This window comes from Hymenobacter sp. (genome assembly GCF_035709525.1).
Lineage (GTDB): Bacteria > Bacteroidota > Bacteroidia > Cytophagales > Hymenobacteraceae > Hymenobacter.
This window is the reverse complement of sequence record NZ_DASTEP010000158.1, coordinates 34,450-57,353: the sequence shown is the minus strand read 5'-3', so window position 1 is coordinate 57,353 and position 22,904 is coordinate 34,450. Positions and strand designations below refer to the sequence as shown.

General features: G+C 60.8%; 25 protein-coding genes. 12 read left to right on the top strand and 13 right to left on the bottom strand.

The features are described from left to right. Positions 1-19 precede the first annotated feature (19 nt). The 3 genes from VFO93_RS13670 to VFO93_RS13660 form a co-directional block, all read right to left on the bottom strand. Positions 20-424 (bottom strand): DUF1622 domain-containing protein, encoded by a 405-nt coding sequence (locus tag VFO93_RS13670; protein WP_325134940.1) that lies wholly within the window; start codon positions 422-424, stop codon positions 20-22. A 2-nt stretch (positions 425-426) separates the two neighbouring features. Then, positions 427-942, bottom strand: coding sequence for an HPP family protein (locus tag VFO93_RS13665; RefSeq protein WP_325134939.1), 516 nt, complete (start codon positions 940-942; stop codon positions 427-429). Between the two features lie 84 nt (positions 943-1,026). Beyond that, positions 1,027-2,487, bottom strand: coding sequence for a CCA tRNA nucleotidyltransferase (locus tag VFO93_RS13660; protein ID WP_325134938.1), 1,461 nt, complete (start codon positions 2,485-2,487; stop codon positions 1,027-1,029). 270 nt (positions 2,488-2,757) lie between these two features. Between VFO93_RS13660 and VFO93_RS13655 the strand changes: the two genes are divergently transcribed. Further along, on the top strand, positions 2,758-4,950 hold the full coding sequence (locus VFO93_RS13655) for a catalase (protein WP_325134937.1): 2,193 nt from the start codon (positions 2,758-2,760) through the stop codon (positions 4,948-4,950). Between the two features lie 112 nt (positions 4,951-5,062). Further along, positions 5,063-5,767 carry a VIT1/CCC1 transporter family protein gene (locus tag VFO93_RS13650; protein ID WP_325134936.1) on the top strand — a complete coding sequence of 235 codons (705 nt, stop codon included), beginning with the start codon at positions 5,063-5,065 and terminating at the stop codon, positions 5,765-5,767. 29 nt (positions 5,768-5,796) lie between these two features. Here VFO93_RS13650 and VFO93_RS13645 read toward each other — a convergent pair whose 3' ends face one another. Both VFO93_RS13645 and mce read right to left on the bottom strand, forming a co-directional pair. Further along, positions 5,797-6,375 carry an L-threonylcarbamoyladenylate synthase gene (locus VFO93_RS13645; protein ID WP_325134935.1) on the bottom strand — a complete coding sequence of 193 codons (579 nt, stop codon included), beginning with the start codon at positions 6,373-6,375 and terminating at the stop codon, positions 5,797-5,799. A 156-nt stretch (positions 6,376-6,531) separates the two neighbouring features. Beyond that, positions 6,532-6,951, bottom strand: coding sequence for a methylmalonyl-CoA epimerase (gene mce, locus VFO93_RS13640; protein WP_325134934.1), 420 nt, complete (start codon positions 6,949-6,951; stop codon positions 6,532-6,534). Between the two features lie 185 nt (positions 6,952-7,136). Between mce and VFO93_RS13635 the strand changes: the two genes are divergently transcribed. The 3 genes from VFO93_RS13635 (at position 7,137) to VFO93_RS13625 (ending at position 9,425) form a co-directional block, all read left to right on the top strand. Then, the gene (locus VFO93_RS13635) at positions 7,137-8,351 is read left to right on the top strand and encodes an IscS subfamily cysteine desulfurase (RefSeq protein WP_325134933.1); all 1,215 of its coding nucleotides are present in this window, start codon (positions 7,137-7,139) and stop codon (positions 8,349-8,351) included. Between the two features lie 109 nt (positions 8,352-8,460). Continuing rightward, positions 8,461-8,877 carry a Fe-S cluster assembly scaffold IscU gene (gene iscU, locus VFO93_RS13630; protein ID WP_144845427.1) on the top strand — a complete coding sequence of 139 codons (417 nt, stop codon included), beginning with the start codon at positions 8,461-8,463 and terminating at the stop codon, positions 8,875-8,877. Positions 8,878-9,098: 221 nt separating this feature from the next. Then, positions 9,099-9,425 carry an iron-sulfur cluster assembly accessory protein gene (locus VFO93_RS13625; protein ID WP_325134931.1) on the top strand — a complete coding sequence of 109 codons (327 nt, stop codon included), beginning with the start codon at positions 9,099-9,101 and terminating at the stop codon, positions 9,423-9,425. A gap of 150 nt (positions 9,426-9,575) precedes the next feature. Here VFO93_RS13625 and VFO93_RS13620 read toward each other — a convergent pair whose 3' ends face one another. The 4 genes from VFO93_RS13620 to VFO93_RS13605 all read right to left on the bottom strand — a co-directional run bounded on the left by VFO93_RS13620 (position 9,576) and on the right by VFO93_RS13605 (position 14,991). Then, positions 9,576-12,446 carry a T9SS type A sorting domain-containing protein gene (locus VFO93_RS13620; protein ID WP_325134930.1) on the bottom strand — a complete coding sequence of 957 codons (2,871 nt, stop codon included), beginning with the start codon at positions 12,444-12,446 and terminating at the stop codon, positions 9,576-9,578. A gap of 396 nt (positions 12,447-12,842) precedes the next feature. After that, positions 12,843-13,673 carry a glutamate racemase gene (gene murI, locus VFO93_RS13615; RefSeq protein ID WP_325134929.1) on the bottom strand — a complete coding sequence of 277 codons (831 nt, stop codon included), beginning with the start codon at positions 13,671-13,673 and terminating at the stop codon, positions 12,843-12,845. A gap of 100 nt (positions 13,674-13,773) precedes the next feature. After that, positions 13,774-14,304, bottom strand: coding sequence for a GNAT family N-acetyltransferase (locus VFO93_RS13610; protein WP_325134927.1), 531 nt, complete (start codon positions 14,302-14,304; stop codon positions 13,774-13,776). Positions 14,305-14,313: 9 nt separating this feature from the next. Then, positions 14,314-14,991, bottom strand: a complete 678-nt coding sequence (locus VFO93_RS13605) for an arylesterase (RefSeq protein ID WP_325134926.1) — start codon at positions 14,989-14,991, stop codon at positions 14,314-14,316. 205 nt (positions 14,992-15,196) lie between these two features. On the opposite strand from VFO93_RS13605, the gene VFO93_RS13600 reads away from it, so the two are divergent. Continuing rightward, positions 15,197-15,889: an ABC transporter ATP-binding protein gene (locus tag VFO93_RS13600; RefSeq protein WP_325134925.1), complete on the top strand. Its 693-nt coding sequence runs from the start codon at positions 15,197-15,199 to the stop codon at positions 15,887-15,889. A 143-nt stretch (positions 15,890-16,032) separates the two neighbouring features. Here VFO93_RS13600 and VFO93_RS13595 read toward each other — a convergent pair whose 3' ends face one another. Next, positions 16,033-16,521, bottom strand: coding sequence for a hypothetical protein (locus VFO93_RS13595; RefSeq protein ID WP_325134924.1), 489 nt, complete (start codon positions 16,519-16,521; stop codon positions 16,033-16,035). Positions 16,522-16,712: 191 nt separating this feature from the next. On the opposite strand from VFO93_RS13595, the gene VFO93_RS13590 reads away from it, so the two are divergent. The 6 genes from VFO93_RS13590 (at position 16,713) to VFO93_RS13565 (ending at position 21,773) form a co-directional block, all read left to right on the top strand. Beyond that, on the top strand, positions 16,713-17,084 hold the full coding sequence (locus VFO93_RS13590; RefSeq protein ID WP_325134923.1) for a hypothetical protein: 372 nt from the start codon (positions 16,713-16,715) through the stop codon (positions 17,082-17,084). Further along, entirely contained in the window at positions 17,081-19,618 is a 2,538-nt protein-coding gene (locus VFO93_RS13585) for an ABC transporter permease (protein ID WP_325134922.1), read from the top strand. Before VFO93_RS13590 ends, VFO93_RS13585 begins: the two co-directional genes overlap by 4 nt. 99 nt (positions 19,619-19,717) lie before the next feature. After that, positions 19,718-20,095: a hypothetical protein gene (locus VFO93_RS13580; protein WP_325134921.1), complete on the top strand. Its 378-nt coding sequence runs from the start codon at positions 19,718-19,720 to the stop codon at positions 20,093-20,095. Positions 20,096-20,158: 63 nt separating this feature from the next. Further along, a complete protein-coding gene (locus VFO93_RS13575) occupies positions 20,159-20,398 on the top strand; it encodes a DUF433 domain-containing protein (RefSeq protein ID WP_325134920.1) in 240 nt (79 codons plus the stop codon). Beyond that, positions 20,382-20,711 carry a hypothetical protein gene (locus VFO93_RS13570; protein WP_325134919.1) on the top strand — a complete coding sequence of 110 codons (330 nt, stop codon included), beginning with the start codon at positions 20,382-20,384 and terminating at the stop codon, positions 20,709-20,711. The genes VFO93_RS13575 and VFO93_RS13570 overlap by 17 nt, the downstream gene beginning before the upstream one ends. A gap of 63 nt (positions 20,712-20,774) precedes the next feature. Then, on the top strand, positions 20,775-21,773 hold the full coding sequence (locus VFO93_RS13565; RefSeq protein ID WP_325134918.1) for a bifunctional ADP-heptose synthase: 999 nt from the start codon (positions 20,775-20,777) through the stop codon (positions 21,771-21,773). A 104-nt stretch (positions 21,774-21,877) separates the two neighbouring features. Here VFO93_RS13565 and VFO93_RS13560 read toward each other — a convergent pair whose 3' ends face one another. From VFO93_RS13560 to VFO93_RS13550, 3 genes are read right to left on the bottom strand one after another with little or no spacing between them, the layout of a single operon-like run. Then, positions 21,878-22,432, bottom strand: a complete 555-nt coding sequence (locus VFO93_RS13560) for a sugar O-acetyltransferase (RefSeq protein WP_325134917.1) — start codon at positions 22,430-22,432, stop codon at positions 21,878-21,880. A gap of 15 nt (positions 22,433-22,447) precedes the next feature. Further along, positions 22,448-22,660, bottom strand: a complete 213-nt coding sequence (locus VFO93_RS13555) for a hypothetical protein (protein WP_325134916.1) — start codon at positions 22,658-22,660, stop codon at positions 22,448-22,450. A gap of 5 nt (positions 22,661-22,665) precedes the next feature. Next, a complete protein-coding gene (locus tag VFO93_RS13550) occupies positions 22,666-22,875 on the bottom strand; it encodes a zinc ribbon domain-containing protein YjdM (protein WP_325134915.1) in 210 nt (69 codons plus the stop codon). Positions 22,876-22,904: the final 29 nt, after the last annotated feature.

Genomic DNA, 22,904 nt, shown 5'->3' with positions numbered 1-22,904 from the left:
TCGCAAGCTGAAGCTTACGCTACACTTTTTCAATTACTTCCTTTTCGTCGCCGCTTTGGCGGCGCTCTTCCTGCATCTCTTTGGAAAGAAAGAAGTTGAGCGCCGTCCGAATAACGGCGATGGCCCCGAGCTTGCCAATCTGCTCCCAGCTCGGCGCGATGGCGGTGCTCAGAATATCGGCCCCGAGCTGAAACTCGAGGGCCAGCGCCAGGTAGCGCGCCAGCGTGAGCCGGATGGCCGTAAAATCGGCCGTGCGGCGCGCCAGCAGCGCCTTTACCAGCAACGCTCCCGCCGTGAGAATGCCGAGAAAAATGATGGTAGCGCCCACCAGCTCGACGCCCAGCTTGAGCCACTGCACGGCGGCCACCACGCCCTCCTCGGTGCGGCCAAATAGGGTAATGGGGTGCTCGGGAACGGCTTGCATAATCAGGCTACTGGCGTGAAGCGCCGCACCAGATACGCAGAGCCGCGCTGCACGGCCAGCAGCACCAGCACCAAGCCCACCGCCAGCCCAAACAAGGCCAGATTGCCCTCGCCCGTGCCCGCCCGAAACGCGAAATTCAGCGCCGTGGCCACGGCCGGCGGGTGCATGGTATTGGTCAGTATCATCACCCCGATAATGCCCACCAGCGCCAGCGCCGCGCCCAGGTAGCCCGGCCCCAGCAGCGCGTGAAACCCAAACCCCAGCACGGCCGCCGACAATTGGCTGATGAGCAGCGTGCGGGCACTGTTGGCCGGGTGCCCAGGGTCGAGGTAGATGAGAAAGCAACTACTCGCCAGCGAGGCAAAAAGCAGCTGCTGGTTGCTGAGCAGCTTGAGCAGCCACAGCAAAATCAAAACCGTGGCAGTAGGCAGCAGAGCCAGCGCCAGCTCGCGCCGCCAGCCCAGGCGCGGGCGGCCGAGCGGAGCGGCGGGAGTGGGTGCCGGAGATGTAGCGGGCATAGGCATGGGCAAATCGTAGCTTTTGCCTACATACGGCCAAACGAGATGCACACCTAAAATTCGCGCCGCTCCTGGCTACTGCATTTAGGTTAACTCCTCGCCTACTGAAGCAGCGGGCGCGGCTAATTGCGTAGCAACCTCTAACCCCAGCGCCGCGCCGCGCCGCAGCAGCAGCGCGTAGGCGGGTGCCCACTCGTTGGGCACTTCGCCGTCCAAAATGGCCTCCAAAACGGCTTCTTTCAGCTCGCCTACCTGGCGCGAGGGCTTGAGGCCGAAGGTTTCCATGATGACCTCGCCGGTGATAACGGGCTTGAAATTGCGCAGGTGGTCTTTGGCCTCGATTTCGCGCAGCTTCTCCTCCACGATGTCGAAATTGTGGAGGTAGCGGGCCTTGCGCTGGTGGTCTTTGCTGGTGATGTCGGCCCGGCACAGCAGCATGAGGCGGTCGATATCGTCGCCGGCCTCGAACAGCAAACGCCTTACGGCCGAGTCGGTTACGATGGCTTTGCTTAGCACGATGGGGCGCAGGTGCAGGCGCACCAGCTTCTGTACCATGCGCATTTCCTCGCCCAGCGGCAGCTTGAGGTCGGTGAAAATGCCGGGCACCCAACGCGCGCCCTTGTCTTCGTGGCCGTGGAAGGTCCAGCCCACTTTGGGGTCGAGGCGCTTGGTGGCGGGCTTGGCAATGTCGTGCAGGATGGCGGCCCAGCGCAGCCACAAGTCGCCGCCGGCGGCGGCCACGTTGTCGAGCACTTGCAGGGTGTGGTAGAAATTGTCTTTGTGGGCGTGCTGGCCCACTTTTTCCACGCCGTGCAGCTGCGCCATCTTGGGAAAAATGAGCTGCAACAGGCCCGTCTGAAACAGCAGCTTGAAGCCGTAGCTCGGCACCGGCGACTCCACTATCTTGTTGATTTCGATAGTAATACGCTCCTGCGACACAATCTTGATGCGCTCCTTGTTGCGCGCAATGGCGTCGTAGGTATCGGGCTCGATGTCGAAGTTGAGCTGGCTCGCGAAGCGAATGGCGCGCATCATGCGCAGCGGGTCGTCGCTGAAGGTAATATCGGGCCCAAGCGGCGTGCGAATAATCTTGGCGGCCAGGTCTTTCATGCCGTCGTAGCGGTCCACGAGCGCGCCGAAGTCTTCTTCGTTTAAGCTCAGGCCCAGCGCGTTGATGGTGAAGTCACGGCGGGCCAGGTCGTCTTCCAGTGTACCGGCTTCCACCTCGGGCTTGCGGCTGTCGGCGCGGTAGCTTTCCTTGCGCGCCCCCACAAATTCGATTTCGCCGGCCTCCTGCGTGGGCAGCATGGCCGTGCCGAAGTTCTTGAACACCGACACGCGGCCGCGGCCCGGTAGCTTGCGGCCCACGGCCTGCGCCAGCTTGATGCCGTCGCCCACCGTCACCACGTCGATGTCCTTGCTATCCCTTTGCAAGGCCAAGTCGCGCACGTAGCCGCCGATAACGTAGGCGGGCTGGCTTAGCTCGTGGGCGGCTTCGGCGATGGTGCGAAAGATGGGTAGGTCGGGCAGCGTGGGCGTAGTCATAATAGGGTAGCGCGGACTTTGTAGTTCGCGTTCATCAGGGTGTACGCTAACGAACGCGAACTACAAAGTTCGCGCTAGTTCGCCTTTGGCGCGGCACGCGGCCCCAGCGCCCAGGGTAGCCAGGCTGCTAACCAGTTGCGCAAAATCCGCCGTCGAGGTTAGCTTTTTTTGAGCTAAGTAGCTAATGACAAAAGGAATTGAAATAGCCAGAAAAAGCAGCCGCTCCGGCCCAGCTTTCCGTATACCTGGCTATTCCTTTCCTATCCCCTGATGTCTGACAAACCCCTCGCCAAGCAAACCCACAACGATGTGGTAAATACCGACAAAACCGCCGAGCTGGCCCAGCATACTACCGATGGCACCGGCCACTACCTGACCAGCAACCAGGGCCTGCGCATCAACGACGACCAGAACTCGCTGAAAGCCGGCGAGCGCGGCCCCACGCTGCTCGAAGATTTTCTCTTCCGCGAGAAAATGACGCATTTCGACCACGAGCGCATTCCCGAGCGCGTGGTGCACGCCCGCGGCGTAGCGGCGCACGGCGAGTTTGTGGCCTACGACAACGCGGCCGCGCTCTCCAAAGCACACTTCTTGCAGCCCGGCGTGAAGACGCCGGTTTTCACGCGTTTTTCGACGGTGGCCGGCTCGCGCGGAGCCAGCGACCTGTCTCGCGACGTGCGCGGCTTCGCGGTGAAGTTTTACACCCAGGAAGGCGTTTACGACCTGGTAGGCAATAACATGCCGGTGTTCTTTATTCAGGATTCGATTAAGTTTCCTGACTTCGTGCACGCCGTAAAACCCGAGCCGCACAACGAGATTCCGCAGGGTGCGTCGGCGCACGATACGTTCTACGACTTCATTTCGGCCAATCCCGAAAGCACCCACATGCTGCTGTGGGCCATGAGCGACCGCGCCCTGCCGCGCAGCCTGCGCATGATGGAGGGCTTCGGCGTGCACACCTTCCGGCTGGTCGATGCCGACGGCAAGTGGCGCTTCGTAAAGTTTCACTGGAAGCCGCTGCTCGGCACGCACTCGGTAGCCTGGGAGGAGGCGCAGCAGATTTCGGGCAAAGACCCCGACTTCCACCGCCGCGACCTGTGGGCCAACATCGAGATGGGCAACTACCCCGAGTGGGAACTGGGCGTGCAAGTGGTAGAGGCCGAGGATGAGCACAAGTTCGGCTTCGACATTCTGGACTCGACCAAGCTCATCCCGGAGGAGCTGGTGCCGGTGCAGGCCATCGGCAAAATGACCCTCAACCGCAACGTAGACAACTACTTCGCCGAAACCGAGCAGGTAGCTTTTTGCCTGAGCCACATCGTGCCGGGCATCGATTTCTCGAACGACCCGCTGCTGCAAGGCCGCCTGTTTTCGTACCTCGACACTCAGCTCAAGCGCCTGGGCGGCCCGAACTTTCACGAGATTCCGATTAACCGCTCGCTGGCCCCGGTGCGCAACAACCAGCGCGACGGCCACATGCGCCAGACCATTAACAAAGGCCAGGTAGCCTACGGCCCCAACCTCATCAACGACCAATACCCCAAGCAGGCGCCGCAGAGCGAAGGCGGCTTCAACACGGTGTACGAGCGCGTGGAAGGCCCCAAAATCCGTCGCCGCAGCAAAAGCTTTATCGATTTTTACAGCCAAGCGCGCCTGTTCTGGAACAGCCAGAGCGACGCTGAGCAGATGCATATCGTCAAGGCCCTGCGCTTCGAGCTCAGCCACGTGCAGCTGGAGTGGATTCGGGAGCGCACGCTGGTGCAGCTCTCGCAGGTAGACCCCGACCTGGCCCGCCGCGTGGCCGAAGGCCTGGGCGCGGAAGTGCCCAGCGCCGAGGGCGTGCAGCTCAACTACGGCGCCATCGGGGCCGACGACAACCCCGCCGATTTTCAGTCGGCTCCCGCCACGGCCGACGCGGGCAGCTCGCCGCACCTGAGCATCGCCGCCGACAGCCCCATCAACCAAGGCAAGGGCAGCGCCAAAACCCGCCAAATCGCCATTCTGGCTACCGACGGGGCCGATGTAGCCGCCATCGGCGAGCTGATGAAAACGCTCAACAACGCCGGTGCCCAAAGCGCCATTATCGCCACTCACCTGGGCACGCTAAAGGGTTCAGATGGCCAGGGTATCTTGATTAACTGGACGTTCCAAAGCACATCATCGGCCCTGTTCGATGCCGTGTACGTGGCCGGCGGCGCGGGCAGCGTGGCCAAGCTCAAGCAGGATGCCGACGCCGTGCGCTTCGTAAACGAGGCCTACCGCCACTGCAAGCCCATCGCGGCCGCGGCCGAAGGCGAGGAGCTGCTGCAAGCCGCCGCCTACCCCGGCGCCACCGACATTATCGGGGCCGAGGGCGTGGTAGTGGGCCAATCCGGCCAGGCCGACCAGTTGGCCGCGCAGTTTCTGCAAGCCATCGCCAAGCACCGCTTCTGGGGCCGCGAGCTGAAAGCTATGCCCGCGTAAACACCAGCTTGCTACTTGTTAATCAGCCCGGTACTGCGTCAGCGGTGCCGGGCTGATTGGTTGAAGCAGATACTGTTCGCTATAATGCGCGCTTCACTAAAATACTGTTGCTATGACTCCTAAAACCACCGCGCCACCCGAGCAGCACCTCACCAGCTCGGCTATGTTGCAGGACATTGTTATTGGCTTGTCGGATGGCCTCACGGTGCCCTTCGCGCTGGCGGCGGGCCTGAGCGGGGCGGTGCAGTCGTCGGGGCTAGTCATTACGGCGGGGCTGGCCGAAATCGTGGCGGGCTCTATCGCAATGGGGCTGGGCGGCTACCTGGCCGGCCGCACCGAGGTCGACCACTACGCCGCCGAGCTGGCCCGCGAGCACGAAGAAGTCCGCACCGTGCCCGACACCGAGCGACAGGAAGTGGAAGAGTTGCTGCGCGAGATGGGCCTTTCCGAAGCCACTGCCGCCCAGGCCACCGCCGAACTCGTGCAAGACCCCACGCAGTGGGTCAGGTTTATGATGAAATACGAGCTGGGCCTCGAAGAGCCCGACCCGCGCCAAGCCTTCAAAAGCGCCTTTACCATAGCCGGGGCCTACGCCGTGGGCGGCCTCATCCCGCTGAGCGCGTATTTTCTCACGGCCACGCCGCAACAGGGCCTGCTGTGGTCGGGCGTTATCACGCTGGCGTGCCTGCTGGTATTTGGGTTTTTCAAGAGCCGGATGACTGGGCAAGCGCCCGTGGCGGGCGCGCTCAAAATGGCGGCTACGGGCGCGGCGGCGGCGGCAGCTGCCTTTTATGTGGCGCGGCTGGTGCAGCTGTAAAACGGAGTGGCACTCCGTTTTACATGCCCTTACTCGCGCACCACTTCGAGCGCACCACCGACCCCGAGGCGCACCACCCGCGAGGGAGCCACGCGGGTTTCGTCACTTTGCCGCCAGCTAACCACGTAGTCGACACCGCGCGCGATGGCCGGGGCAACTTCGGAGAAGATGGCGGGCGTAGGCTCGCCGCTCTTATTGGCCGAGGTGCTCACTAGGCCGTGGCCCAGGCGCAATACCATTTTATGGCAAAACTCATCCTGCGTGATGCGCAAACCCACCGTACCGTCGGGCGCTACCAAATTGGGGGCCAGTAGCTTGCTAGCGGGCAGGATGTAAGTAGTCGGGCGCGTTTGGGCGGCTATCGCAGCTTCCAGCTCGGCGGGCACCTCGGTGGTGTAGCGGGCCAGCATGGCCAGGTCGGCCACCAGCACGATACTGGGCTTGCCCTCAGGGCGGCCTTTCAGCTTGTAGATTTTTTCGACGGCGCGGGGCACTTCGGCATCGCAGCCCAGGCCCCACACGGTATCGGTGGGGTAGAGAATAATTTGCTGCGCGAGCAGCACATCAACGGCAGAATCGACTTCCTGGCGGAAAAAACTAGTGGACATAAGGTAGAGTAGATTGGGCGGCCTTTTGATAGATAAATCTACCGCTAGTGAGCTGGCTCATTGGAAGTGGGCATACGTAAGGAATACACGCACAGGTAATAGCCACAAAAACTCGCTAGCATAATCAGCCCGGCGTAGCCGGGCGTATCTGCGAAATCAGTTTAATCCGTTTGAATCTGCAGTCTGGCAAAGTTCGACCAATACCCCGCCCGCACTCTTCGGATGCACGAAGCAAACCAGCTTATTATCAGCCCCGCGCTTTGGAATTTCATTCAGTAGCGTGAAGCCCTCGGCGCGCAAGCGCGCCATTTCGGCCACGATGTCATCGACCTCAAAAGCCACGTGATGGATACCTTCGGGCTTCTTTTCCAAAAATTTGGTGATGGCGCTGTCGGGGCTGGTGCCGGCCAGCAGCTCTATTTTGGAGCCGCCAACCTGGAAGAAAACCGTATCCACCGCTTCGCTGGCCACATGTTCGGTTTTGTAGGGCGCTTGGCCCAGCAGACGGGTGTAAAGGGCGGTGGCCGCGTCGAGGTCGCGCACGGCCAGGCCGAGGTGTTCGAGGTTGGTGAGCATGGGTGGGCAAAGGGGTGAAATGCAAATTTATTGGTGCTAATCGGGCACGGCGGGCGGGTGCAACATTGTTGGGTATAATTCCGCTATTTTTGCAAGCTAGAAAAACTGTTTAGGCCATAATTCTGTTTCATTCGCAGTCAACACCTGAACTACTAGCTTTAACGAGACTAATCCAGCCCAGCACCATGCTTAAGCTACCTATCTACCTGGACAACAACGCTACTACACCGCTCGACCCGCGCGTGCTGGAAGCCATGATGCCCTACCTGACCGACGTATTCGGCAACGCTGCCTCGCGCAACCACCCTTTTGGCTGGGCCGCCGAAGAAGGCGTAGACTACGCCCGCACCCAAATCGCGCAGCTTATCAACTGCGACCCCAAGGAGATTATCTTTACCAGCGGTGCCACCGAGGGCGACAACCTGGGCATTAAAGGGGTGTTTGAGATGTACAGCCAGCGCGGCAACCACATCATCACCACCACGACCGAGCACAAAGCCGTGCTCGACACGTGTAAGCACATCGAAAAGCTCGGCGGCAAGGTTACCTACCTGCCCGTGGACGACAAAGGCCTGATTAGCCTTGAAGAACTCGAAGCTGCCATGACGCCCCAGACCATTCTGGTGACCATCATGTACGGCAACAATGAGACGGGCACCATTCAGCCCATCCGCGAAATTGCCGCCATCGCCCACAAGCACGGCGCGTTGTTCATGACCGATGGCACCCAGGCCGTGGGCAAAATCCCGGTCGACGTGCTCGCCGACGGCATCGACCTGATGGCTTTCACGGCCCACAAAATGTACGGCCCCAAAGGCGTGGGCGCGCTCTACGTGCGTCGCAAAAACCCGCGCGTAAAGGTTACGGCCCAGATGGACGGCGGTGGCCACGAGCGCGGTATGCGCTCGGGCACACTCAACGTGCCCGGCATCGTGGGCTTCGGCAAGGCGTGTGAGCTGGCCCGCCTCGAAATGGCGGCCGATGCCGAGCGCCTCAGCAAACTGCGCGACAAGCTGGAGCAGGAGCTCCTGACGCTGGAAGAAAGCTATGTGAATGGCTCGGTAGAACATCGCCTGCCGCACGTGGCCAACATTAGCTTCAAATATGTGGAAGGCGAAGGCCTGATGATGGGCGTGAAAGACCTAGCCGTGTCCTCCGGCTCGGCCTGCACCAGCGCTTCGCTCGAGCCTAGCTACGTACTCAAGGCCCTGGGCCTCAGCGACGACCTGGCCCACAGCAGCCTGCGCTTCGGCCTGAGCCGCTTCACCACCGACGAGCAAATCGACTACGCCATCAACCACGTAAAAGAGGCCGTCACCAAGCTCCGCGAAATGTCGCCGCTGTGGGAGATGCACAAAGAAGGCATCGACCTCAATACCATCGAGTGGGCGGAACACTAGGGAGTTATGAGTTCTAAGTTTTGAGTTATGAGTCTATTTGGCTTCGCAACTCAAGGCTTTTAACTTATTCAACTCAAAACTTTTAACTTAAAACTCAAAACTTAACACCGTGGCTTACTCCGATAAGGTAATCGACCATTACAGCAACCCCCGCAACGTGGGCACGCTGGACAAAAGCAAGAAAACAGTAGGCACCGGCCTCGTCGGGGCCCCCGAGTGCGGCGACGTAATGCGCCTGCAAATCGAGGTGGACGAAACCACCAATACCATCACCGACGCCAAGTTCAAGACCTTCGGCTGCGGCTCGGCTATCGCTTCGTCGAGCCTGGCTACCGAGTGGCTGAAGGGCAAGACCGTGGATGAGGCCCTGGCCATCGACAACATGGAAATCGTGGAAGAGCTGGCGTTGCCGCCCGTAAAAATCCACTGCTCGGTACTGGCTGAGGATGCCATCAAAATGGCCATCAACGACTACCGCGTGAAAAACGGCCTGCCGGCTCTGGAGCTGGAAAAGTCGCACCATTAGGCTTTAGTGAGAAGGTAAAAGGTGAGGGGGTGATGAGGCAACCGGATAATCGGCCCTCGTCACCCCCTCACCTTTTACCTTTTCACCTCATTACCTTTCACTTCCTCACTTTTTTACGCTATTTAGAATCCTTCTTAGCGGTATCTTTGTTATCTCAGCGCCGCCCGCCGCACCTGCGCGCCCGGCTGCTATTCTTTCAAGTACTCCTGCCAATTAGCGATATGATAACCGTTTCGGACAAAGCCAAGGAAAAAGTAGAGCACCTGATGCGCGACGCCGAGCTCGACAGCACCTTCCGCCTGCGCGCCTCGGTGGCCGGCGGCGGCTGCTCGGGCCTGAGCTACAAGCTGGACTTTGATAATGAAACCCGCCCCATGGACCAGGAATTTGAAGATAAGGGCGTGCGCGTGGTAGTCGATATGAAGAGCTTTCTGTACCTCGCTGGCACAGAGCTTGATTTCTCGGACGGGCTGAATGGTAAGGGCTTCCAGTTTCATAACCCAAACGCCTCGCGCTCGTGTGGCTGCGGCGAGAGCTTCTCCGTCTAGGCCGCAGATTCAAACGGATTTTTAGGATTTAACGGCTACGCCGGGCTGACTGCTAGTTGGCAGAGTCCTTTTTAGCCTCTCTTTTCCTTTCGAAAAGCAACAAAAATGCCCCGTGCTTGTCGCACGGGGCATTTTTGTTATACCCGGTTTTTATTCTTTGGTGAAGCGTAGCACGTGGGTCTGGCCGTTTAGCGCTACGCGCAGCAGGTAGGTACCGGGGGGCAGCGCAGCTATGCTGAGCTTGCCCGAGGCGGGTAGCGTGGAGGTTTGCCGCACACGGCCGGTGAGGTCAAGAACCTGGGCTTGCTCGCCGGCGGCAGGTAACGTTAGCTCGTCATGGGCCGGATTAGGATAGAGCATTAGGGTAGTCGCGTCGGCGGTAGCAGCCAGCGTCACCACCGGCGAAAAGTTTTCGGTACCGTCGGTATCAACCTGGCGCAGACGGTAGTAGAGCCGGCAGGCCGGGGCCGTTTGGTCGAGGCTGGTGTAAAGATGCGCTTGGGTAGTAGTGCCCTGGGCCGCCTGCTTTTCGATGGTAGCGTAGATGGTACCGTCGAGGCTGCGCTGCACTTCAAAATAGGCACTGCGCTTTTCGGAGGCTGTGGCCCAGGCCACCTGCACCGCACCGTCGGCCTGCCGCACTGCCCCGAAGCTAGTGAGCACCACTGGCAAGGGGTTGACATCCTGGTTAGTACTAGTGCTGGCCAGCGCAAAATCAGAAAAAGTGGTGAAGGGCTGCGAAGTAATCGCACCCACCGCCCCGGTAGTAGCCGTAGCCGCCGTCGTAACATTCACGCCGCCGTTGCCAATATTCTGCCAGCCAGCGCCATTACTGTTTTTGCCCACCGTGAAGCTAGCGTCGGCGGGTTGGCTCACACCGTCGTCGGGACCGAAACTGAGGGTAACGGTGCCGCTGAAATTATTGGCTGCCGGCGTGGGCATGATAGTGTAGGAACGCACCCGCGACACGCGCGTGAGCGTGGGCAGCGCCGACGTGCCCGCCACGAAGCTGGCTGCGTTGGTGGGCATCCCCTCCTTCTGCGTAACGAGGTAGGTAGTAGCGTCCTGCGCCGTGGCGTTGAGAATTACCGGGCGGTAGCTTGCCCCGCTGCCCGTTGGAAAAACCAGGTTGCTGACCGCGCCCGCCGACGTTTGGCGCGCCAGCGGGCCGTTGACAAAGCTCGTGCTGCTAGTAGTAGCCAGGGCAGCGGCGCTGCTGAGAGTCAGCAAATTAGTGGCCGTAGTAGTGAGGTTGCCGCTGCGTAGCGCAAGCGGGCCGCCGAGGGTTAGCGGCGTAGCGAGTACTACGCCCGCCGGGTTGTTTACGGCTAGTCCTATTCCTGGCTCGAAGGAAATAAGACCACTGATAGTCTGCACTTTACTGCCACCAAACACTAACTGGCTGGTAGTCGACCCAGCCGTAGTATTTTTCAATTGTAATAAGCCTTGCACGCGCACATTGCCAGCTACGCGCAAATCATTGGTGATGGTAGGCGTAAACGTAACGCCCGGCCCAATCACTAAATCACCTTGAATGGTCAACGTGTTACCCGCTGCGGGGTAACTGGTAGAGGGCTGGTTGAGGCGATTGCGCAAAATCAGGGTTCCATAAGTACGGTTCGACACCGAAATAGCATAGGAGCTAATTGCGCTGGCTGGCAGCCGAAAATCAAACACCCCTTGTTCAGTGCCTATCGCTGCGCTTAGGTTTTCAACCAGTGCCGCATGGCTGCGGCCACTGGCATGCCGGTAGCTACCTCCGTTATAAATGAAAACAGTCGCACTGCTACCCGTAGCATCAATACCATCGCCCGAACTTGCGCCGCTGGCATTGGTAACCACGCCTTTATTATAAATAGCCAGCGCCGTAGCGCCAGCACCCGTGTTGCTGAGCGTCAAGGCGGTAGCAGCCGTATTAGTAGCCGGCACCACCACGAAGATGGAGTCGCCCGCACCCGGGTTGACGACCAGCGACCGGATGCTGACGGCCGTGCTTTGGTCGAAGCTCACGGTGTAGCCAGCGGCCACGAAGCTGTGGTCGAGTAGCACGTCATCGGCGGTGCCGGGCACGGTGCCGGTGCTCCAGTTCGGGGCATCGAACCAGCTAGTAGTGCCCGCCGCGCCGGTCCAGCGCGGCACCACGTTGGTAACCACGAAAGAAACAGCCGCCGAGCTGGTGCCGCTCGGATTAGCCACCACTACCGGGTAGCTGCCGGGCGCGGCCGTGGCCGCCGCTGGCACGAGGGCCGTCAGCGACGTAGCCGAATTATATGTCGTAGCTACGTTTTGGCCGTTAAAGCTCACCACGGCCCCGGCCGCGAAGTTGCTACCCGTTATAGTCAGCGGCAGGTTGGGGCCGCCAGCCGCTACCGTACTTGGCGACAAGCTATTGATAAATGGGTCAACGGTGTTGATAGCCTGCACCTGAAAGTTGTCGATGCGCAGCGAGCCAGTGGCCGAGGCCCCGCTAGCCACCAGCCGAAAGGTCAGGCTGCTGGGTGTGTTCAGCGTTGGGAGGCCCGATAGGTCGAAGCCGCCTTCGGTAAAAACTGCATTGCCGGGCGCGTAAGTAGAGCCGAACGTCTGAAACGCCCCTCCGCTCACGCTGTACTGCAAGGTGAGCGTAGTAGCCCCGGTGGCAGAACGGTATCCTTGCAAATAGATTTTAAACGCCGCGTATTTGGGCAACGCGGCCCCGGCAAGTGAAAACTGGAAGTAGCGGACGTTGCCGCTCGAATTATTCATACTCAGGGCCAGCCCAGCAGTATTGGCCACGAAGGCAGCGTTGCCAGTAGACGTGCCGCCATAGAAAACGATGGGGTCGCTACCTGTGGCCTCCGAAGTAATGCCAGGGGCCGTAGTTAACGGGTCCACCGGGTAGTTGGAAGTCGACGTGAGCGTGTTGAAATCGTAGTTGACGAGCGTCGTTTGTGCCCAACTCAGCAGGGGCAACCAGCAAAGTAAGGCGCATAGCCAGCTGGCCCGCTTCAGCGAGAAGTAGAGGGTAGAACGTGTAACCATGAAAGTGGGGAAGAGAAGAAAAAATGACTAGGCCGTTTTCAAAGAGTGCCGTTAGGCAAGAAGCAGGATAGGAAAACTCAGGTAGCAAAGTGGTGCGATGCCAAGACTAGCAATGCTAGCGACAAAGCTAAAAACTGCCGGTGATACTTTCAGGGCTTATCACTTAAATCTCAATCTATTTGTAGCCTTAGCCCTGTTCAATGCCGCAAGGCCAGTAGTGCGTCAGCAAACGCAAACCGCCGGCTGGTAGCAGAGCGCTACTGACTGCGTTACTTTAGTCAGCAATTGACAAACACATTACAACAAGCAAAATCCATGAGTCAAAAAATTGGTAATCAATTTCTTGACTCATGGGTTTTGCTTGTCTTTTTGAAAGCTGACCGGCAATAATTCCTGCTACTCCCAGAGCGGGTAGTGCTCTAGCTGCACTTGCTGCCCGAAAAACAGGCGCGTGCTTTCCTCAAACGAGCGCGTGAAGTCGCTGACGTAGAAGTGGTGCGCGGGCGCGGCTTCGGCGGGTGCGGCCAGCAGCTGCCGGGCGGCCAGGGCCTCGGCCACGGTGGCGGCCACCACGTCGGAGGGGTCGAGCACGGCCACCTGGCCCTGGTAGTAGGCCTCTATTTGGGGGCGGATGAGGGGGAAGTGCGTGCAGGCCAGCAGCAGCGCGTCGATGCCTTGCAGGGTGGGATGGGCGAGGTAGGCCCGGATAATTTCTTCCGACACGCGACCTTCTGAGAAGCCTTCTTCTATCATCGGGATGAGCAGCGGCGTGGCCAGGGCGTGCAGCTCCACACCCTGGTCGAGCTGGTCGATTTTTTTGCGGTAGGCGTTGGAGCCCACCGTTTGCTTGGTGCCGATGAGGCCCACCGGGCGGCCGCCGTAGTGCCGGCCGATGTGCTGGGCCACGGGGTCTATCATCCCCACTACCTGCGCTTTAGAGCCCACATACTCGCGCACCAGCTCGTAGGCGGCGGCGCTGGCCGAGTTGCAGGCAATGAGAATGAGCTTGCAGTGCTGGCGCAAGAGCACGTCGCAAATCTTAACGGAATAGGCCTGAATAGCGGCCGTACTCTTCTCGCCGTAAGGTAGGTGGGCTGTGTCGCCGAAGTACACCAGCCGCTCGTGGGGCAGGCGCTGGGCCACGGCACGGGCTACCGTGAGCCCGCCGATACCAGAGTCGAAAATGCCGATGGGCCGGGAGGCCGGGTCGGAGGTTGAGGTAGTCATAAGCTGCGGCAAAGGTCGGCAGTTGGGCGCGTCATTCGGCGTAGCGCGGACTTTCAGTCCGCATGTTCGCACTGCTATCGGTTGCGGGCTAAAGCCCGCGCTACGGCCGGGGCGCAAATCGCTCCAGTAGCACCACGGGAATGTTTTTGTACAGGATACGGTCAATTTCCTGGTAGCCTACCTTCGCCGCCAGGCGCTGCGAAGGCTCATTAGCCACGTCGATGAGGCAGACCGTGCGCGCTACCGGCAGGTGGGCGTCGCCCCAGGCCAGAGCCGCCTGCGCCGCTTCCAGGGCGTAGCCTTGGCCGTGCGTGTGCGGAGCCAGCACCCAGCCTACTTCTGGAAAGCCCTTGAGCGAAGGCGTAATGGCGCGCTGCCACTCGCCAAAGCCCACGGCCCCAATGTACTGGCCAGTAGCCTTTTCCTCGATGGCCCAGAAGCCGTAGCCGCAGATGTACCACACACCCATGTGGCGCAGCAGCTTGGTCCACACCTCTTCTTCGGGCAGCGGGTGGCCCGATAGGTATTGGTAAAACTGCGGCTCCTGAAACATGGCCACCGCCGGAGCCAAGTCGCTGGGGTAGTGGCCGCGCAGCCGCAGGCGGGCCGTTTCGAGTACCGGGATATTCATGCCGCTATATTACAGCAACGGCTGCACGGTGCGCCACACCGTGCGGGCCACTAGCTTGTGGCCTTTGGGCGTGGGGTGAATGCCGTCGGGCTGGTTGAGCTTAGCGATGCCGCCCACGTTTTCAAGCAGGAACGGAATGAGCGTGAGCTTGTTTTTGGCGGCAAGGTCGGCGTAGAGCTGCTTGAACTCGGCGGCGTAGTCGGGGCCCATGTTGGGTGGAATCTGCATCCCGGCCAGCACGATTTTGGCCTGCGGGGCCAGCTGGCGCACGGTGTCGATGATGGCTTGCAGGTTCTGGCGAGTGTCGGCCAGAGGCAGGCCGCGCAGGCCGTCGTTGCCGCCCAGCTCCAGCACGAATACGCCCACCGGCTGGCGGCTCAGCACCCACTTGAGGCGCGACTTACCGCCCGCGCTGGTTTCGCCGCTGAGGCCGGCATTGACCACGGTGTAGGGCAGTTTCAAAGAATCTATTTTGTCGCCAATCAACGCCGGATAGGCTTCGTCGGGCTCCACGCCGAGGCCAGCCGTGATGCTATCGCCGAAGAACAGAATAGCCGGCTGCTGCTTGGCGGCCGGGGCTTCGGCGGTGGCCGGCGCGGCAGTGGTGGCCTGGGTAGTGGGGGCGTCGGAGTGGCAGCCGGCGGCCAGCAAGGCCAGCAGCAGGGCGCTGCCTGGGAGGTACTTCATAAGATGAAAAGCGAAATCAGGCGAAAGTATAGGCCGCGCTCGCGCGTCCTACGTAGCCTATAACCTTTGGGGAGACGTTTTTCTTCCCGAAAGATTGTAACGCCAAGCTCCAGCTTGGCGATGCGCCCGCGCGGCGTGGCTGGCGGCATCGTCCGCAGACTGCCCTCACGACTCACCAAGCTGGAGCTTGGTGTTACCTGTTTCTATGACCAGCCTCCAAGTCGAAAACCTCACTAAAACCTACACCAGTGCTGGCCGCCAGCTCACGGTGCTGCACGAAGTCAGCTTCAGCCTCCAGCCGGCCGATACGTTTGCCATCGTGGGCCCCTCGGGCAGCGGCAAAACCACGCTGCTGGGCCTCTGCGCGGGCCTCGACCGGGCCAGCAGCGGTAGCGTGACGCTGCAAGGCATCAAGCTCGACGCGCTCAACGAAGACCAGCGGGCGGCGGTGCGCAACCAGCACGTAGGCTTCATCTTCCAGAACTTTCAGCTGCTGCCCACCCTCACGGCCCTCGAAAACGTGCAGGTGCCGCTAGAGCTGCGCGGCGAGCGCAATGTGGCGAAGGTGGCACAGGGCCTGCTGGAGCGCGTGGGCCTCGGCGAGCGCGGGCACCACTACCCCGCCCAGCTCTCAGGCGGCGAACAGCAGCGCGTGAGTCTGGCCCGCGCCTTTGCCAACCGCCCGGCCATTCTCTTCGCCGACGAGCCTACCGGCAACCTCGACCCCGACACTGGCGAAACGGTGCAAGGGCTGCTATTCGACTTAAATAAAGAAGCCGGCACCACGCTGGTGCTCGTTACCCACGACCTGGAACTGGCCGCCAAAACCCAGCGCGTAATGCGGATGAAGGGCGGCCGGGTGGTAGAAGAAACCGCCGGCGCTGGCGGCAGTCTTTAGCCGCGCAGCGGCGCGACTGCCCGCCGGGAAGTGGGGCGAGTCTCCCGACTCGCGTACCGTATAGCGCGAGTCGGGAGACTCGCCCCACTCCTCAGCCTACCGTTGCGCGCTGCGCGCTAAACGGCGGCTAGCCTTCGCAAGTATCAGCGGTGATAGTTGGAAAAATCAGCCAGTTGGCCCGTTACCGATTTCAAATTGCCTTGCATAAACACTTCTTTCTTACCGGGCATCGTGATGCCAATGCCGCACACGTGGCCGTTGGCATCGGAGGTGTCGTCGTAGATGGTGTAGGTCACGCTGCCGTTTTTGAATACCAGGCGGTGCAGGTCTTCGGCCGAGTTGGGCTTGTCGGCGGCGGGCTTGCGGTAGTTGGTGACGGTGAATTTGTCCCAGCTGCTGGCGTCGAGCGCGGGCGGGTATTGCAGCTCGGTTTGGGCGGGCGTGCCGTAGCGGTACACCAGGTATTTGTTGGCCGCGCCCACGCAGAGCGACACCGACTTGCCATTTTTCGTCGTAAACGAGAGCAGGTTGGTTTCGCCGTCGCGGCAGAGCAGGCCGGGGCCCGCGTTGGGGACGGCGCTGGTCAGGGCAAAGGGCAGGGCCAGGGCGAGCAGCCAGGAGTAAGCTTTCATCAAAAAAGGTGGTTTAACTAGCCCGGTACATAATGGGCCGGCCGCGGCCTCGCAAATCTAAGGCCAGCTTATCGCGGCTGGCGCTGGCGGCAGTCTTAGCAAGGAGCGCGGTCACTGCCCGCCGACAGACGAGGGCGGTTTAGCAGACTGCCGGAAAAGAATACAGAAACGTAATCAAACGATAAGTAGCTATGGGTTTCCATTTAATGGTGTTCAGTAAAGAAGTTGCTCCTTCAACCAAATCTGAGTTTACAACTTGGTTCGAGCAGGAAACTGATTGGAACAGCGACCTTGATTATAATGACCCTGACAATGCTGTGCCTGAATTAAGAAATTGGTTTATGGAAATAATTAAGCTATTCCCTCCAATGAATGGCTCTCTTGCATCTGAAGATGTAGACGACGACCATGTGACTGACTACAGTATTGGCCGGAACAGCGTTTATATGGCTTTTGCCTGGTCAGTGGCTGAAGATGCTTATGAAACTGTCTTAGCATTAGCTCAAAAACACGGCATAGGATTTTATAATCCGAGCTCTAACGAAGGGGAAGTAATTCGATGAATAATGCTTCTTGGCTTTTTCGCATGGCCTGGCGCGACTCGCGCCGCAGCCGCTCGCGCCTGGCGCTATTTATGTCGAGCATCGTGCTGGGCATCGCGGCGCTGGTGGGCATCAATTCGTTTGGCGACAACCTGGCGCGCAGCATCCGCGAGCAGGCGCGCGAACTGCTGGGGGCCGATTTGGTGCTGTCGTCGACCCAGCCCTTCGATGCCAAGGTAGCGCCCGCGCTGGCCAAGCTGGGCCGCACGCGCAGCGACGAGGTTTCGTTTGCCTCGCTGGTTTCGTTTCCGCGCACGCAGGGCGTGCGGCTGGCGCAGGTGCGGGCGCTGGGCGCGGGCTTCCCCTACTACGGCGCGTGGGAAACACAGCCAGCCACGGCGGCCGCGCAGTTTCGGGGCGGGCAGGCGCGGGGCGCGCTGGTCGATGACGTGCTGCTGGCGCAGTTCGACGCCCGCGTGGGCGACTCGGTGAAGGTGGGCACGCTCACGCTGCCCATCGTGGGCCGGGTGCTGGGCACGCCGGGCCAAACCGGCTTTAGCGCGGCCGTGGCCCCCAAGGTGTTCATTCCCATCGACCTGCTGCCGCGCACCAACCTCATCAAGCCCGGCAGCCGCTTGCAGTACCGCACCTACTACCAGTTTGCGCCCGGCACCGACGTGGCCGCCACCCTCAAGCCCCTCGAAGCCAAGCTGGAGCAAGCCAACATCGACTCCGAGACCGTGGCCAGCCGGCAGCAGCAAACCGGCCGCGCCTTCCGCGACCTCACCAGCTTCCTGAGCCTCGTGGCCTTTGTGGCGCTGCTGCTGGGCTGCGTGGGCGTGGCCAGCGCCGTGAACCTCTACGTGCAGGAAAAGCTGGCCGCCGTGGCCGTGCTGCGCTGCCTGGGCGCGAGCGGGCGGCAGGCGCTACTTATTTATTTGATTCAAACCTCGGGGCTGGGGCTGCTGGGGGCGATAATCGGGGCGGCGCTGGGCGCGGTGGTGCAGCTGGTGCTGCCGCAGGTGCTGGGCAGCTTTTTGCCGGTGGACGTGAGCGTGGCGGTGTCGCCGGGCGCGGTGGCCATCGGGCTCATCACGGGGCTGGCGATGGCGGTGCTGTTTGCGCTGCTGCCGCTGCTGGGCATCCGGCGGGTGTCGCCGCTGCGGGTGCTGCGGGCCTCGTTTGACGAGGACACGGCCGCGCCCGACCCGCTGCGCGGGCTGGTGCTGGCGGTAGTGCTGCTGTTCATCGTGGCCTTCGCCTACGCCCAAACCCGCGACTGGAAGCAGTCGCTGGGCTTCGCGGCCGGGCTGCTGCTGGCGCTGGGCACACTGGCCGGGCTGGGCCTGGGGCTGCGCTACCTGCTGCGCCGCTACTTCCCGGTGGGCTGGAGCTACGTGGCCCGCCAGGGTTTGGCCAATCTTTTCCGGCCCCAAAACCAAACGGTTACGCTCATCGTGTCGCTGGGGCTGGGCACGTTTTTGCTGGCGACGCTTTTTCTGACCCAGGCGCTGCTGCTGGGCCGGGTGCAGCTCTCGGCCAGCGGCCAGCAGCCCAATCTGGTGCTGTTCGACATCCAGACCGAGCAGCAGCGCGGCGTTGAGCAGCTGCTCCAGCAGCAAGGCATTCCGATTATGCAGCGCGTGCCCATCGTCACGATGCGGCTCGCGGCCATTAACCGGCGCACGGTGGGGCAGCTGCGCAAAGACACGGCCAACGGCATTCCGCGCTTTGCCCTCACCCGCGAGTACCGCGTCACGTACCGCGACACGCTCAGCGCCAGCGAGAAGCTGCTGGCCGGCACCCCGCCCCAGCCCGCCGTGGCCGGCGGCCTACCCCGCATCTCGGTCGATGCCAATTACTTCCAGCGCGTGCAGCTCAAGCTCGGCGACACGCTGACTTTCAACGTGCAGGGCGCGCCGCTGAGCGCCGTGGTGGGCGGCACCCGCGAGGTCGATTGGGCGCGGGTGCAAACCAATTTTCTGGTCGTTTTCCCCACCGGCGTGCTCGAAGCCGCGCCGCAGTTCCACGTCATCCTCACCCGCGTATCGGGCAACCAGCAGCTCGCCGCCGCCCAGCGGGCGCTGGTGCGCGACTTCCCCAACGTGTCGGCCATCGACCTGGGCCTAGTGCTGCAAACGATAGACGAGATTCTGAGCAAAATCTCGTTTGTCATTCGCTTCATGGCAGGCTTCAGCATCCTCACCGGGCTGCTGGTGCTGGCCAGCTCGGTGCTCATCAGCCGCTACCAGCGCACCCGCGAAAGCGTACTGCTACGCACCCTGGGTGCCAGCCGCCGCCAGATTCTGCGCATCACGGTGCTCGAATACGCCCTGCTGGGCACCCTGGCCGCGCTGGCCGGCGTGCTGCTGGCCGCGCTGGCCGCCTGGGCGCTGGCCTTCTGGGTCTTCGAAACGCCCTTCGTGGGTTCCAGCCTGTTGTGGCTGCCGGCCCTGGTGGCACTAGTTGCGGGCCTCACGGCGCTCATCGGCGGCCTCAACAGCCGCTCGGTGCTGAGCCAGCCGCCGCTGGCGGTGCTGCGGGCGGAGGGATAACAGCAGGAAGTATCTTTCATGCTATTATTTACCAAAACAAGAAGGATATTTTCTGTTTGACTATCTTCTTACAGAGTATACCTACACTATATTCGAAGAATGGACGAAAGAGCATTTAAGACATTGACTGATTTCTTAGGAAGAATTCCGGCTATCAAAAAACCTATCGCAACGGGTGCGGATAGCGAAGGCTTTTGGTGGATAAAGTTTTGTATTGACATCAACCATGATTTAGCATGGAGTACAGTTCAGGAACTTGGTTGTGTAGTCAATTATATTTCACTAAATGAGCGGTTACCAACTATTTTTTATCCTGTTTCGCCTGCTCCTTATTTGAATGGAGGCCCAGCCGACTTCTTATCGTGGATTATTGAGACAAAGGATAAAGATTTCAAGCCTGGAACATTGATGAAATGGTTAGAAGGACGGCTTTCTCAGCCGGTTGATGACTTGGAGCAATGGAACAATGAAGACTAGGGAAAACTAAGCCTAGGTATATTGACAATTTTGAAATAAGACCACTTTATTGATTTCTATGCCATGAGTATTAGCACCCTCATTACCATCGACCCCGATATTCTGGGCGGGCAACCAGTATTCGCCGGCACGCGAGTGCCAGTAGAGTCCTTATTTGACCATTTGGAAGCCGGCGTTTCGCTAGATGAATTTCTAGACGATTTTCCTACCGTGACCAAGGCGCAAGATATTGCGATGCTTGACCTTGCCAACAAACTAGTAACCTCGAAAAACATAGACCAGCTATATGTGGCTGCTGCTTGATGAGAACCTGTCTAAGCAGCTGAAGCAGGATTTTACTGAGCACGAGATTTTCACCGTGCGCGATAAAGGCTGGAATGGCATCAAAAACGGCGAGCTACTGAAGCTCATGCTGGCCGACGGTTTTCACGCGCTGCTTACGTTCAATAAGAACCTGCAACACCAGCAAAATTTTGAGAAGTACACGCTGACTGTTTTCGTCCTGAACGCGGAGATTAATCAGTATAAAGTATTGACCAAGCTTTCCGACAAGGTGAAAGCTTCTTTGGCGGCGGGCGATATGCTGATAGGACCGATTGTCATCAGGCAAGACTAGCGCTGCACTTAGGCTAGGCCTTCTAATAGCAGACACATTCGCGCCGGGGTTACTTTTGCGCCCATGTTGGCTTCTACCCCGCTTACCGCGCTATTCGAGAAATTCAATAACCTGCACGTGCTCATCGTGGGCGACGTCATGGTCGATGCTTACGTGTGGGGCCGCGCCAGCCGCCTTTCGCCCGAAGCGCCCGTGCCCGTCGTGAACGTGGAGCGCACCGAGCAGCGCCTCGGCGGGGCCGCCAACGTGGCCCTCAACGTGCAGGCCCTCGGGGCCACGCCGCTGCTGTGCGCCGTGGTGGGCGACGACCAGGGCGGCGACCAGCTGCTGCACCTGCTGCACCGCCACCACCTGCCCGCCGATGGCCTCATCCGCAGCGCGCACCGCCCCACCACCTTCAAGCAGCGCATTCTGGCCCAGGGCCAGCAGCTCGTGCGTATCGACTCGGAAGTCGAAACCGACCTCAACGCCGAGGAAGCCGCCCAGCTACTCGCCGCCTACGACGACCTGCTGCCCCGCGCCGACGTGGTCATTTTCGAGGACTATGACAAGGGCGTGCTCAGCGAAGGCATCATCAGCCAGTGTATTGCCCGCGCCCGCGAGCGCGGCGTGCCCACGGTGGTTGACCCCAAGAAAAAGAACTTCCTGGCTTACCGCCACTGCACGCTATTCAAGCCCAATCTGAAAGAGCTGCGCGAGGGCCTCACCCTCGAATTTGGCGCGCCCGACGTAGACCGGGCCGGCTTCGAGGCCGCCGTGGCCCGCCTGCGCGAAGTCCTCACGCCCGAAATCGTGCTGGTAACGCTGTCCGAGCACGGTGTGTTTGCGCAGCAGGGCGAGGAGAAAACCTACCTGCCGGCCCACCTGCGCACCATTTCCGACGTGTCAGGCGCAGGCGATACGGTTATCAGTATCGCGGCGTGCTGCGTGGCGTTGCGGCAGCCGGCGGCCTTCACGGCCGCGCTCGCCAACCTGGGCGGCGGGCTGGTGTGCGAGCAAGTGGGCGTGGTGCCGATAGAGAAACCGCTGCTGCTGGCTGAAGCCGAGGCGGCGGGGTTGTAACACCAAGCTCTAGCTTGGTGAGCGAGCGCAGCGAGCAGCTACGCTTGCCAACGTTCGCTTACGCCGATGCTCGCTGCGCTCGCTCGCCAAGCGGGAGCTTGGCGTTACAACAGACTGCGCACCACCCGCGCCGGGTTGCCCACGGCCAGCGAGTAGGCGGGCACGTCCTTGGTCACCACCGCGCCGGCCCCGATAACGCAGCCCTCCCCTATCGTGACGCCGGGGCACACGATGGCCCCGCCCCCCAGCCAGCAGTCGTCGCCGATGGTAATGGGCCGGGCAAATTCCAGCGTGCGGCGCACCACGGCGTCGAGCGGGTGGGTGGCGGCGTAGAGCTGCACGCCGGGGCCAAACAGCACGTTGGAGCCGATGGTGACGCGGGCACAGTCAAGCACCACGCAGTTCACGTTGAAATACACGTTGCTGCCACAGTGGATGTGGTGGCCGTAGTCGCAGTGAAAGGGCGGCTCAATCCACAGGTTTTCGCCGGCGTGGGGCACTAGCTCGGCCAGGGTGGCGCGGGCGGCGTCGCCCACCACGTAGTCCGTCACGTTGAGGCGGTGCAGCAGGCGCTTGGCGCGGGTGCGGGCGGCCACCAGCGCGGGGTCGAAAGCGGCGTAGAGCTCGCCGGCCAGCATTTTTTCTTCTTCGGTGGGCATGGGGCTACTTGCCGGCTATTTAGTTACCAGCGCCCAGAGCCACAGCGCGCCCAGCATCACTACCGGCGTCATGATGATGGCCGCCATCGCGGTGCCGATGAGCACTACCGCCTCGGAGCGGAAAAGCCGCCGAAACAGCCGCCGCCACAGCAGAAACAACCCGCCCGACACGACCAGCGACAACACCGAAAACCATACCGACCCGAACTCTACGGATACTAGTCCCATCGCGCTTAGGCTTTCTTTAAAAACTCCGTTTTCAGCACCATTGTGCTACCCCCGGCGCGGCCCTCAATCTCGGCGGGCGAGTTGGTGAGGCGGATATTTTTGACCACCGTGCCGCGCTTGAGCGTCTGCGACGAGCCGCGCACTTTGAGGTCTTTGATGAGGGTGACGGAGTCGCCTTCGGCGAGCAGGTTGCCGTTGCTGTCTTTTACATCCATGTTGCTGGTAGTGAGAAGCGGTAAGAAAA